Raw genomic sequence first — 13,208 nt, 5'->3', positions numbered from 1 at the left:
TATAAAGTGATTAAAAAGTGAGCTCATCGTATTTTGAACACGATGCCGACATCGGGATTATCGGCTGCGGCCTGACAATCGAGCAATCGTTTGAAGCAGCGGCGCATGCGGTTTTCGCGATTATCACCAACATTGAAACAGTACAACCCGTGATCGTAGTCGCCCTGGAATTTGAAGAAACCGACCTTGAACTGGCGCTGGTAGTCTGGCTTAATCTCATTTTAGGAAAGGCGCGGGAACTCGGTATGGTGTTCAGTCATTTTCACATCCAGCACCAGAATGATCATTGGCACGCCAAAGCCGCCGGGGAAAAATGGCGCGACGGCTTGGAACGCGGCGTGGAAGTCAAAGGTGCAACGCTGACCATGCTCGCGGTAAAACCAATTGGCCCGGTTTGGGAGTCCCGTTGCGTGGTGGATGTATGAATCTACAACAATTACAACAGCTGCACACTTATCTTTGGACGCTGCCTCAGGCATCCGGCGATAAACGCGCGGAAGTCCTGCTGTACGGCAGCGCGCCGTTGCTCGAAAGCATGGACGACAAAGTGCTGGAGCAAATCGCCCATGTCGCCGCATTGCCCGGTCTGGTTGGCGCAGCGATGACCATGCCGGATGCGCACTGGGGTTACGGCTTCCCCATCGGCGGCGTGGCGGCATTCGATGCCGAACAAAGTGGCATCATTTCAGCCGGTGGTGTCGGTTTCGATATTTCCTGCGGCATCCGCTGCCTGCGCAGCAATCTCGATGTGCGCGATGCGGCGCCCTACTTCAATCAACTGGCCAACCGGTTGTTCGCCACAATCCCGGCGGGCGTCGGCGAAGAAGGCCATATCAATCTCAACCCGCAGCAACTCGATCAAGTGCTGCTGGGCGGCGCGCAATGGGCTGTAAAACAGGGCTACGGCGATGCCGCCGATCTGGATTATGTGGAAGAAAACGGCTGTGTCTCCGGCGCGGTGCCGGACAACGTATCCGAGCTGGCCAAAAAACGTCAGCGCGGCGAAATGGGTACATTGGGTTCCGGCAATCATTATCTGGAAGTGCAAGTCGTGGAACGCATTTACGACAACGCTACGGCGCAGGCTTTCGGTCTGCGCGAGGGCCAACTGGTGATTTCCATCCACTGCGGTTCGCGCGGACTCGGCCATCAGATCGGTACCGATTACCTGGTGACGCTGGCTAAGGCAGCCAGCCGTCTCGGCATCCACCTGCCCGACCGGGAATTGGCCTGCGCTCCGGTCAAATCGCCGGAAGGCCAGCAATATCTCGGCGCGATGAATGCCGCGATCAATTGCGCTTTAGCCAACCGGCAAATCCTGACGCACTTGACGCGCGACACCTTTGCCGACGTGTATCCTCAGGCCTCACTGGAAACGCTGTTCGATATCTCGCATAACACCTGCAAGGAAGAACAGCACGAAGTGGACGGCAAAACCCGCTGGCTGCATGTGCACCGCAAAGGCGCCACGCGCGCTTTCGCACCCGGACATCCCAAACTGCCGTCGCGATACCGCGACGTGGGGCAACCGGTCATCATCGGCGGCAGCATGGGCACCGGCTCGTATATTCTCGCAGGCGTCAGCACCAATCAGGCGTTTGCCTCATGCAGCCACGGTGCGGGCCGCGCCATGAGCCGCAACCAAGCATTGAGACAGTGGGATGGCCGGACCTTGATCAATGATCTCGAGCGGCAAGGCATCCTGATCCGCACCCGTTCGATGCGTGGCGTGGCGGAAGAAGCGCCGGGCGCTTACAAGGATGTCGATCAAGTGGCCGAAGTCACGGAACAAGCGGGACTGGCGCGCAGAGTCGCTTTTCTGCGCCCCAAAGTATGCATCAAAGGATAGTTGTTACCGGAAACGTTTAACTCAATTCAACAGGAGGAAAATTTCATGGAAATCACACTGCAAATCACCACGCGCGATATCCCCCACTCCGAAGCGCTTGAAAGTCATATCCGCGAAAAAGCGGAAAAGCTGGAAAAGTTTTATCCGCACATCACGAGCTGCCGGATCGTCGTCGAACTCCCGCACAAACACCACCATCAGGGCCGGATGTTTGACGTGCACATCGACATGACGGTACCCGGCAGCGAAATCGTGGTCAATCGTGTGGCCAATGAAGATGTCTACGTCGCAGTGCGCGATGCCTTCGACGCCGCCAAGCGTCAACTGGAGGATCACGCCCGCAAATAACGCGGCGAAAAAATGCCAGCGGATCCCATGACGGAAACGCTTGACAAAATTATCAAAGCGCGCAAGATGAAACGGATGTTCAATCTTTCACGGACGCACGGTTGACCGTGAAAGGATAAAAAATGACTTCTCATTCAAACTGAAACAGTTGCAGCAGAAGGAGGGATTTATCATGAGCACAAAAAACGCACACCCTGGCTTCCATCAAATCACACGGCACGACGGTGTTTTCCAGGAAAAAATTCACGACGCCTATCAAATCAAAAGCAAGCTCCCCGAACCCACCGTTTGTCCGCTTTGCAGCGCTGTATTTCACAAAGGCCGGTGGCAATGGCTTGCTGCACCGGTCAATGCGCATGAGCATAACTGTCCGGCCTGCCAACGCATTCAGGATCAATACCCGGCTGGATTCCTGACCTTGCACGGTGATTTCTTCCACGCACACCGGGATGAAATCATGCATTTGATGCAGCACGTTGAGAAACAGGAAAAAACCGAGCACCCGCTGAAACGGATCATGGCCATGGAGATAAAAGATCACGAAGTGCTGATCACCACCACCGACATTCATCTCGCGCGCGGTATCGGTGAAGCCATCCACGATGCGTACCAGGGTGAGCTGGAGTTTCACTATAACGCAGCGGAAAACCTGTTGCGCGTGCATTGGTCACGTTGAACCGTGAATTTGCCCGTCTTTCCATAACAACCAGAAAGGAGAAATCAAATGTCTGTCGGCGAAATTTGCAATCGTGAAGTCATTGTTATCCAACGGGATGCAACCATTGTGGAAGCTGCCAAACTGATGCGCCAGTTTCATGTCGGTGCGGTCATCGTGGTCGAGAAGCGTGACGGCCGCCAGATTCCGGCCGGCGTTGTGACAGATCGCGATCTGGTGGTGGAAGTTGTGGCAACGGAATTGGACGCAGCCGTCATCACCGTTGGCGACATTATGGCAGCGGAAGTATTTACCATTAAGGAAAATACCCCATCGTCTGAAGCCATCGAATTCATGCGCCGCAAAACCATCCGGCGTTTGCCGGTTGTGGATGAATCGGGGGAATTGACCGGTATCCTGACGCTGGACGATGCGCTGCAATTATTATCGGAAGAGTTGCTCGATCTCGCCAAATTAGTGCGCTACGAGCAAAAGAAAGAAACGCGGCATCGCCCGTGATGTTCTAGTTCTACCGGTAACCGGCACAACAAAGCCGGTTACCTCAAACAAGGCCAGCGGATCTCACTTGAATTCCTGGTTAAGCGCTCAAATATTCCAAGAGAATATTAAAACCGCCTTACATTCTGAAGGATGAGCCGCTATGGAACCACTCGCCACAAACCCATTCGAGTTGCCTGCCGATGTCATTGCATTGGTACCGATGCGCAACGTGGTGTTATTTCCGCATGTACTGATGCCCATCACGGTCGGCCGGATGCGATCCATCGCCACCATTGAGCACGCGCTGCAATCCAAAACGCCGATCGGCATCGTGCTGCAAAAAGACGCCGCTGTCGACAATCCGGGATTGGAAGCACTGTGCGGCACCGGTACTATCGCCAATATCGTGCGGCATATGACATCCGACGACAAGACACATCACGTCGTTTGCCAGGGTATGGAACGTTTCCAGATCGAAGAATTGATCGAGGGATACCCGTTCATCGCGGCGCGCATAAAGCGCATTGAGGAATCGGCACCCATCACCACACAAACCGAAGCACTGGCACTGCAATTGCGCGAACGCGCCATTGAAATTTTATCGCTATTGCCCGGTGTACCGGCGGAGCTTGCGCACGCTTTGCAAGCCACGCGCGCGCCTTCCGATCTGGCCGACATCACCGCCAGTCTGCTCGATACCGAAGTGAGCGAGAAACAAATGCTGCTCGAAACCATCGATACCGAGGAACGGCTGCAAAAAGTGCTGCACATCCTGTCGCGCCGCATCGAAGTGTTGCGCTTGTCGCAAGAAATCGGCGAGCGCACCAAAGAGCAAATGGAAGATCGCGAGCGCAAATATCTGCTGCGCGAACAGTTGAAAGCGATTCAAAAAGAACTCGGCGAAGACGGCGACAACGATCAAGAAATCACGCAACTGGACGAAGCCATCACCAAAGCCGGCATGCCGGGCGATATCGAAACACAAACACGCAAAGAATTGCACCGCTTGCAGCGCATGCCGGGAGCATCGAGTGAATTCTCGATGCTGCATACTTACCTGGAATGGATGACCGAATTGCCGTGGCGGCTGCCCGAGGAGGCGCCGATCGACCTGAATAGCGCGCGGCAGATTCTGGAAGCGGATCATTTCGGGCTGGAGCGGATCAAACAACGCATCATCGAATTCCTCGCGGTGCAGAAATTGAAACCGCACGGCCGGGCGCCGATTCTGTGCTTTGTCGGACCGCCCGGTGTTGGCAAAACGTCGCTGGGCCAAAGCATCGCACGCGCGTTGCAGCGTTCGTTTGTGCGCGTCTCATTGGGCGGTGTGCACGACGAAGCCGAAATGCGCGGCCACCGCCGCACCTACGTCGGCGCGATGCCGGGCAATATCGTGCAAGGATTACGCAAGGCGGGCGCGCGTAATTGCGTCATGATGCTCGACGAGATCGATAAAATGTCTGCCAGCATACAAGGTGACCCCTCCGCTGCCCTGCTGGAGATTCTCGATCCGGAGCAGAATTCGACGTTTCGCGATAATTATCTCGGCGTACCGTTCGACTTAAGCCGGGTGATTTTTATCGCCACCGCGAATGTGATCGATAACGTGCCGCCACCAGTGCGCGACCGCATGGAAATTATCGATCTCCCCGGCTACACGCAAGAGGAGAAGCTGCAAATCGCTTTGCGGTATTTAGTGCAGCGTCAAAGTGAAGCGAACGGCCTGCGCGAGGAACAATGCACACTGACACCCGAAGCGCTGCAAAGCATTGTGGCCAACTACACCCGTGAAGCCGGTGTGCGTCAGTTCGAACGGGAAATCGGCCGGGTCATGCGGAACGCGGCCCTGCGCATTGCGGAAGGCAAGCAACAGCAAGTACGAATCGACGTGAGCGATTTGGATGCGATCCTGGGTGCGGAAAAATTTGAACACGAACTCGCGCTGCACACCGACTTACCCGGTGTCGCTACCGGCCTGGCCTGGACACCGGTAGGCGGCGACATCCTGTTCATCGAAGCCACGCGCATCAATGGCAGCGGAAGACTGATTCTGACCGGACAGCTCGGCGATGTGATGAAGGAAAGCGCGCAAGCCGCGCTCACGCTGGTCAAAGCGCGCGCCAGCGATCTTAATATTCCGTTAGCGTTGTTTGACGGCATCGATGTGCATATGCACGTTCCGGCAGGCGCTATTCCAAAGGATGGGCCGAGCGCGGGTGTGGCGATGTTCATCGCGCTCGCATCGCTTTTCACCAACCGCCCGGTGCGCCACGATGTCGCCATGACTGGTGAAATCAGTTTGCGCGGCTTGGTATTGCCAGTCGGCGGCATCAAGGAAAAAATACTCGCGGCACAGCGCGCCGGTATTCAAACCGTGTTGTTGCCTGCACGTAACCAGAAAGATCTGCGAGATGTTCCGGAAGCAACGCGCATGGCGATGCAGTTTGTTTTACTGGAAACCGCCGATGACGCCATGCAAGCAGCATTGCATCAAGCCGCCAATCCGCTGCAAGCATCCGGATTCAAGCTTGTTTAAACAAGCATTACCAGAACTTGGGGAGTCATTCCGGATGATCATGCGCATCAAACGACCATCCATGAATTTCTAGGCATTTTGCTTAGAGAAAGATAAGCGATGCGCTTATATATTTATGCCGCCAACCGTTCCAAAATACCAAAGCGGTAGTTAAATACAAAAAACAAGGCTAAATAAAGCGGCAATTTGCCGCATTGTAGTTTCCTCCCTGTCCAGTTACAGTGAATCACCGGAAGCCAGTTCAATGTGTCTGTTATATGGTTGTCACATTGTCTTGCTATCCTGGAAATATCGCCTAATGTGAGGAGTAAATTCAAATGATGCATGCTGAAACTCTCGACAACTTTAACGCCATTAGTCATCTTTACAAACAAAAAAACAATTGTTCTTTCTATGAATCGGGGCAATTGCGGCGCGCGAAAATGCATGCCGCGCAGCTCATCGGTGCAATCGATACCGAGCAAATGCTGCCCCCGGTTCTGTATCAACTGCTCGAAGCCAGTCTTGTCCTGGAAACGACCGATTGCAAGCTGCTTGCTGCCCACCTGAAAAGAACGCCCGCCACCATTCGCAGTGAATTTAAAAGCATCTGCGAGATTCTTGGTGCGACTGAAAACACGCGGAATGATCGCGGCTTTAACAGCCGGAAAAATAAAAGCGCTGTCAATATCTAAGTATTTACTTAGTTAAAAATAAGTATTTTCTTACTTATTTTTTAAAAAAATTTCACTAAGATAATCAATTGATAAAGGTTTTTATCAATCTCATCTTTCAGTACGAATAAATATCCTGCTAAAGGAGGATTATCAAATGCCAAGCAAAGTCAGCGAAGGAGAAACCAAGAAATCCGGAACAAGGTTATCAAAAAGCGAGGAGCGGATACTCGCGCATCAGGCCATGAATTCAGCAGAACCGGTTGACCGCCAGGAAATGATCGCCACCGCGGCTTATTTCCGGGCCGAGAAGCGCGGCTTCACGGGCAATGAGACGGATGCCCTGCGCGATTGGCTTGAAGCTGAGCGGGAAGTCGACAGTGAGCTGGATATGTTTGATAGCGGCAGCATAGATTTTCAATTTCTCACCATTAAAGAATAATCCTTACTCAGGGAGCAAAAATCATGTCAAGAATTGTCCGCCGTTCTCCACTACCCGGCGATTTAGCGCGCCTCGATCCCTTCATGAACATGGACGACTGGTTCAAAGGATTCGGTTTACGTCCATTTTCCGGTGAACCGGAAACCGCGCCGCTGATCCGGATCGATGTCAAAGAAAACGATAAAACCTATACCGTCCGCGCAGAAATCCCCGGAGTCAGTAAAGATGACATTAAGGTGCAAGTCGACGGTAACCGGGTTTCCATCAGTGCCGAAACAAAAAATGAAAAAGAAGAAAAAGAAGGTGATCGGGTAATCTGCCGCGAATGCTATCAAGGCTCCAGCTACCGGAGCTTTACCTTGCACAGTGCGGTTGATGAATCAAAAACGGAAGCCAAGTACAAAGACGGCATACTCGAGTTGACACTGCCCAAGATCAATGGATCGGGCGCCAGAAAAATAGCCATCAAATAACCGTAACCGCTTGCAACAGCGGAGATTATTCCTCGTCGCATTGAATTACCGATACCACAAAACCCTGCGGTCAGCTATAACCGGCTGCGGGGTTTTTTCCGGTGATATTCGCACCCAAGTCAACCAAGTGCCGCAGTTTTTGTCTTCTATGCAGCATTGTATTGCCGCATAATACGCTGAACCCGAAGATTAACCGGATAGGTAAAAGGAAAATTCATGATTAAAGCGTATGCGGCATTTGAACCTGGTGGAAAACTCCAGCCTTTTGAATACGATCCCGGTGCATTGGACGATCACGATGTTGAAATCGCGGTCGAGCATTGCGGCATTTGCCATAGCGATTTAAGCATGCTGCACAATGACTGGGGAATCACCCAATATCCTTTCGTGCCGGGACATGAAATCATCGGCACCATTGCGGCCAAAGGTGCGCATGTCAATAATCTATCAGTAGGCCAGCGTGTCGGCCTGGGCTGGCATGCCGGTTATTGCATGACGTGCCACAGCTGTTTGTCCGGCGACCATAACCTCTGTGCACAGCCGGAATCCACCATCGTAGGCCACCACGGCGGTTTTGCCGACAAAGTACGCGCCAAGGCGGTCAGTGTTGTCGCATTGCCCGATGGCCTCAACGCACAAAACGCGGGTCCGCTGTTCTGCGGCGGAATCACCGTTTTCAATCCGTTGCTGCAATACAACGTTCCGCCCACGGCCCAAGTCGCCGTCATCGGCATTGGCGGTTTAGGACATATCGCACTGCAATTTCTGCGTGCATGGGGTTGCCGGGTAACGGCCTTCACTTCGAGCGAAGACAAAAAGAAGGAAGCGCTGGCGATGGGCGCGCACGATGTGCTGGACACGAAAAAACCAAGCGAACTGGCTGCCGCGGCCAGCCGCTTTGATCTGATTTTAACCACCGTCAATGTCAAACTGGATTGGAATACCTATATCGCTACCCTGCGTCCCAAAGGCCGTTTGCATTTTCTCGGTGTGCCGCTTGAACCGCTGGATATCAATGTATTCCCGCTGATCGCCAATCAATGCTCGGTGTCGGGTTCCCCCGTCGGCAGCCCCGCCGGTATCGCCACCATGCTGCGTTTTGCCGTGCAGCACAAGATCGAATCGGTCACTGAAGTTTTCCGTTTTGATCAAGTCAATGAAGCGCTGGCCAGATTGGCAAGCGGCCAGGCGAAATACCGCATTGTATTAAGTCACCCGTAACCGGAGATTTTGCCTGGCTGTTGTCAGGCAAAATTTTCATGCTCCCTTCATTCCATTTTTGCCAGGTAAATGGCAGAAAACTGATCGCTGGATAGCAACTTTAGTATTTTGGCGGGAACTTTCCGGCGCCGATCCACTCCATCCAAACTGTTAATTTTTGCTTGCCGATAAACATTTAGCGGAGCGGTTGTTAGTCAATCATTTATAATAGCGCGCATTTTTCAATCCGGTATTTCCCCGATTCGCCCGTTACGCATAAATCCAATACATCAAACCCTAACACTTCAATTCAGCAGATTTGAAACCGCTTGCCGTTAAGAACGGCTGGTTTCATCAGTGAAAAATTCAATTTATGATGCATATCTCACATAAAAAAGAAATCCGTTCGCATACTTCATTGCGCGGTTGGGCAGCCATGATGGTTGTCTTCGTTCATTTTCGATATTATTTGCATTCATCGATAGATCCCGATGAAATCACCCTGTATTTTTACAAAGGCTACCTCTGGGTTGATTTCTTCTTCATTCTCAGTGGATTCGTCATGGCCTATGTGTATGACATCGAACATCCCAGACGCTATAGCATGCGTGACACTTTGCATTATCTGATTGCCCGGATCGCTAGGATCTATCCCCTGCATTTCATTACATTGGTGGCAACCATACTTTTCTTTACGCTGCTGGCACTGATCAACTGGGGATTAGGAAAAGAAGCCTGCTGCTTGTTCGACGACGCCTTACGCACACCCGAATCACTGGCCGCCAACCTGTTTCTGATCCACTCGTGGGGCATGTTTGATTGGGTCACCTGGAATTTCCCCTCATGGTCGCTGAGCGCGGAATTCTTTTGCTATCTGCTCTTTGCCGCGCTTCTGACCATCAATGGCGATAACCGCAAGCTGGCTTTAGTGGTGCTGTCATGCATTGCGGTGCTTTTCTATTGCTTATGTATGGCGACGGATAGCGATGTCAACGACAACTTCCGTTTGTCCACCATCCGCGCCGCATCCGCTTTCACGATCGGCATGTTGTTGTTCCTAGCACGTCACGCGGTTTCTACTTTACCGGACAAATGCCTGACGTGTATTCAGATTGTTGCCTCCATTGCACTGTTCCTTTCGCTCCACTTTGGTGTAACCGATGTTCTGGTGATTGGCTTGATGGCCTTGATCGTGCTGGTGACCTGGGAAGATCGCGGCTATTTATGCACCTGCCTCGATACGCGCGGCTTGCATACGATTGGGGTATTGTCATTCTCTATTTATATGTGGCATTACCTGGTCCAGTTTGTTGCAAAACAGGATTGGGAAAGCATCACCGGGCTGCCCGTGGAAAGTAGCGTAACAGGATCCATCCTATTTGTAGCGGGTATGTTCGGTTCGGCTATTTCGATCGCGATCTGGAGCTACCGGCACCTGGAAATGCCCACGCGCAAATGGATCAACTTCCGCCTGACCGGCTTGCTGGAAGGCAAATCCGCACCCGGTTGGCAACTGGCGTGGATACCGGGAGAGAGAAGAAGATAAATTGGCGTTGTTGTGGTGGAAATGGGGTTGAATTGCCGCAATTCAGGCTTTCTGTTGAAAACTACTCATGGGATTACCCTTTGCGCTTTCGCGCTTGGTTGACAAAGTTTCACACCTCTATCAAACCAGGTAATCCCACCTCTTGGTAAAACCCTGCTGCCAAATCAAATCCAAACTACTTCACTTCAATATTTTCCGGTATGCGGGCTGTAGTGCTTTCGCACGTTGGATCGGTTAACTTCCACGCGTAGGTTACTGTACATATTAGCTTTGCAGGTCTGAGACCGGCGCACTGTTGTACTGCTATCGCTGCAAAATTCAGTACCTTGTGGGGCATATTCTTATTGCGCCAATTACTGCGAATGGCAATTACGGTGCATGTATAACTTTTGCAGACCATCAATAAGGGTTTAACCCTACGTGTTCGCACGTACAGATAAATTAAAAATATTGCATTAAGATGGTCACTCACCATTTCAGAACAGTACCGCACCAGCCAGCGCATTATGTTGTGCGTAGCCGGATGGCTGGAAGAGTTTAAACCCAGCGCGCCTTTTCTTACTCCTAACCCAACTCCTTGGGCGCGCTGGGATCCTTATGAGCAGAACTGTGCAACGGATCCTATGCCCCTCAAGACTGCGTATAGTGCCGACCCAGTTCTGCTCACCACCCTTCCGCAAAAAATTTTATTCATCGAATTTTTATTGATACGATGGACTCTATTATCTATGCAATTCATTAAAAACATCGGGGGTAAACAATGATTGAGCTTTTGGGGTGGATCGGGTTAGTGATTTCTTTTGCATTGATGATTTACCATCAATACATGCACTCTAACTATGAAAAAACCTATGAATATATTAGTAAAAGATATGCCAGCAAGGTAGACAACATCAAGTTCCCCTCCAAGGATGATCACTTAAGGGATGCTAAGAAATTTTCATACTACACGGTATTCCTCGCCTGCATATTGATCATCATGAATTTTCTCTCTCAGCAATATGCGGCGGATTACTGACAGGCAAAGGAGCATATCTGGGCTCACGAGCGGTTAACCAGTAAGATAGGCACAACCGATGCAGAGCCGGTATCGCATCGTCTGCCCCGCACACCATCATTAGATGACTACGCAGCACCATTTTGCCGCGAAACGATGGGAGTAATATGCATTGCATGCATTTCGGCATTCGCTGCACGTTCCAGTAATTCAGCCCGGCTTAATGATCCTCCTGGACCTTGTCATCATTCAGCTATTCATCAGAAAATCTTTGCAACATCGCGATTCGATCCCCTGACAATATAACCGAAGAATTCATATTTTCATGTAAAAAACAGATATCGCTTTCTACTGAGACAATACTTCTACCGAAGTCAAAATGCGCACTGATTTCTTCCGCTGGTTATAATGCCCCGCCGCTCAAACTTACAATACCACCAGCAGCATCCGGACAACGTTAATCCATTGCAAAACGCATGAACTCAACAGGACATCCTAAAGGTCTATACCTTTTGTTTTTTACCGAAATGTGGGAGCGTTTCAGCTACTACGGCATGCGCGCCATCTTCACATTATTCATGATCAAAGCCTTGCTGCTCGACAAAGCGCTGGCGTCCGAGATTTATGGCAACTACACCGGCTTGGTTTACCTCACGCCGCTCATTGGCGGTTATATGGCGGATCGTTATTGGGGTAACAGACGGGCCATTCTTGTTGGCGGTATCCTGATGGCGATCGGGCATTTCTGCATGTTCCTGTCCGCAGCCAATTACCACAACATTGCCTTCGCGCAACCGATGCTATTCCTCGGTCTGGGATTCCTCATTTTTGGCAACGGTTTTTTTAAGCCGAATATTTCCACAATGGTGGGCCAGCTTTACCCGGCAGGCGATCAACGTATCGACGCTGCATTCACCATTTTCTATATGGGCATCAACCTTGGCGCATTCCTCGCGCCGCTGGTGTGCGGCAGCTTGGGCGATACCGGAAACCCCGCGGATTTCCAATGGGGTTTTCTGGCTGCCTGCATTGGCATGATCGTCAGTATCTTCACCTTCGAGCTACTCAAAAACAAATTCATCGTCACGCCCGAAGGCGCGGGAATCGGGCTGGTTCCGGAGAGAAAAATCCTAGCGGATCATGACGCCCAAACACTCGCGATGCCCCTTTCTCAAAGACTGGCCTGGGCGTTTGCTACGTTGGTTTTATTCGCTATGTTTTATTACCTTATGGATCTGGGTCTCATCGGATCAAGCATCTTTTCCATCACGATCATCGGCCCCGCAGCGATCATTGCCGATAAAGCCCTGAGCTCAATTGAAAAAAAGCGAATAGGCGTGATTTATATTCTGGCTTTCTTCGTGATTTTCTTCTGGGCGGCATTTGAGCAAGCGGGCGCGTCGTTGACCTTTTTTGCCGAAGAACAGACCGATAGAAATTTGTTCGGAACCGAAATCCCAACGAGTTTCTTTCAATCCATCAATGCCGTGCTGATTATCATACTGGCGCCGTTATTCGCCCTGATTTGGACATTCCTGGGGCGGCGCAATTGGGAACCTTCATCACCCACCAAGCAGGCATTAGGACTGTTATTCTTATCGCTAGGCTACTGCGTCATCGCCTTCGGCGTCAAAGGCGTGGATCCGGCCATCAAAGTCAGCATGATGTGGTTATTCAGTTTGTATTTGTTGCATACCATCGGCGAATTGTGTTTATCGCCCATTGGTTTGGCCATGGTGGTCAAACTCGCGCCAGCGAAATTTGCTTCGTTGTTGATGGGCGTATGGTTTCTATCCATGGCGGCCGCCAGCAAATTCGCAGGAATACTGAGCGCTTTGTACCCCGATCCGGCATTACCCGCAACACCGGTATTTGCTGGCTTTGAAATCACAGGCTTGTTCGAGTTTTTCATGATCTTCGTGATCTTGTCCGGGATTGCGTCCATGATTTTGTTTGCACTCACTCAAACATTGCAAAAAATGATGCACGGTGCGCCATAGCGTTTTGC

General features: G+C 51.3%; 12 protein-coding genes. All 12 read left to right on the top strand.

Features of this window, described 5'->3' with window-relative positions; all coding sequences use genetic code 11:
* Positions 1-17: 17 nt before the first annotated feature.
* Complete coding sequence (locus tag R2103_RS04460; RefSeq protein WP_317530319.1) at positions 18-425, top strand: archease; 408 nt, start codon at positions 18-20, stop codon at positions 423-425.
* Positions 422-1,849, top strand: a complete 1,428-nt coding sequence (locus tag R2103_RS04455) for an RtcB family protein (protein ID WP_317530318.1) — start codon at positions 422-424, stop codon at positions 1,847-1,849. The genes R2103_RS04460 and R2103_RS04455 overlap by 4 nt, the downstream gene beginning before the upstream one ends.
* The gene (gene hpf / locus R2103_RS04450) at positions 1,850-2,197 is read left to right on the top strand and encodes a ribosome hibernation-promoting factor, HPF/YfiA family (RefSeq protein WP_317530317.1); all 348 of its coding nucleotides are present in this window, start codon (positions 1,850-1,852) and stop codon (positions 2,195-2,197) included.
* Positions 2,198-2,369: 172 nt separating this feature from the next.
* The gene (locus R2103_RS04445; protein WP_317530316.1) at positions 2,370-2,873 is read left to right on the top strand and encodes a BCAM0308 family protein; all 504 of its coding nucleotides are present in this window, start codon (positions 2,370-2,372) and stop codon (positions 2,871-2,873) included.
* Between the two features lie 48 nt (positions 2,874-2,921).
* Positions 2,922-3,371 carry a CBS domain-containing protein gene (locus tag R2103_RS04440; protein WP_317530315.1) on the top strand — a complete coding sequence of 150 codons (450 nt, stop codon included), beginning with the start codon at positions 2,922-2,924 and terminating at the stop codon, positions 3,369-3,371.
* Positions 3,372-3,513: 142 nt separating this feature from the next.
* A complete protein-coding gene (gene lon / locus R2103_RS04435) occupies positions 3,514-5,889 on the top strand; it encodes an endopeptidase La (protein WP_317530314.1) in 2,376 nt (791 codons plus the stop codon).
* A gap of 317 nt (positions 5,890-6,206) precedes the next feature.
* The gene (locus R2103_RS04430) at positions 6,207-6,563 is read left to right on the top strand and encodes a hypothetical protein (protein ID WP_317530313.1); all 357 of its coding nucleotides are present in this window, start codon (positions 6,207-6,209) and stop codon (positions 6,561-6,563) included.
* Between the two features lie 136 nt (positions 6,564-6,699).
* Complete coding sequence (locus R2103_RS04425; RefSeq protein WP_317530312.1) at positions 6,700-6,984, top strand: DUF2934 domain-containing protein; 285 nt, start codon at positions 6,700-6,702, stop codon at positions 6,982-6,984.
* A gap of 23 nt (positions 6,985-7,007) precedes the next feature.
* Positions 7,008-7,457 carry an Hsp20/alpha crystallin family protein gene (locus R2103_RS04420; protein WP_317530311.1) on the top strand — a complete coding sequence of 150 codons (450 nt, stop codon included), beginning with the start codon at positions 7,008-7,010 and terminating at the stop codon, positions 7,455-7,457.
* A 216-nt stretch (positions 7,458-7,673) separates the two neighbouring features.
* Complete coding sequence (locus R2103_RS04415) at positions 7,674-8,678, top strand: NAD(P)-dependent alcohol dehydrogenase (protein WP_317530310.1); 1,005 nt, start codon at positions 7,674-7,676, stop codon at positions 8,676-8,678.
* A gap of 352 nt (positions 8,679-9,030) precedes the next feature.
* Positions 9,031-10,203, top strand: coding sequence for an acyltransferase (locus R2103_RS04410; protein ID WP_317530309.1), 1,173 nt, complete (start codon positions 9,031-9,033; stop codon positions 10,201-10,203).
* 1,473 nt (positions 10,204-11,676) lie between these two features.
* Positions 11,677-13,200, top strand: coding sequence for a peptide MFS transporter (locus tag R2103_RS04405; protein ID WP_317530308.1), 1,524 nt, complete (start codon positions 11,677-11,679; stop codon positions 13,198-13,200).
* The last annotated feature ends 8 nt before the right edge of the window (positions 13,201-13,208 follow it).

Origin of the sequence: Nitrosomonas sp. Is24, assembly GCF_033063335.1 — a bacterium.
Taxonomy (GTDB): domain Bacteria; phylum Pseudomonadota; class Gammaproteobacteria; order Burkholderiales; family Nitrosomonadaceae; genus Nitrosomonas.
Note: the sequence above shows the minus strand (reverse complement) of the source record. Positions and strands in the feature narration are given on the sequence as shown.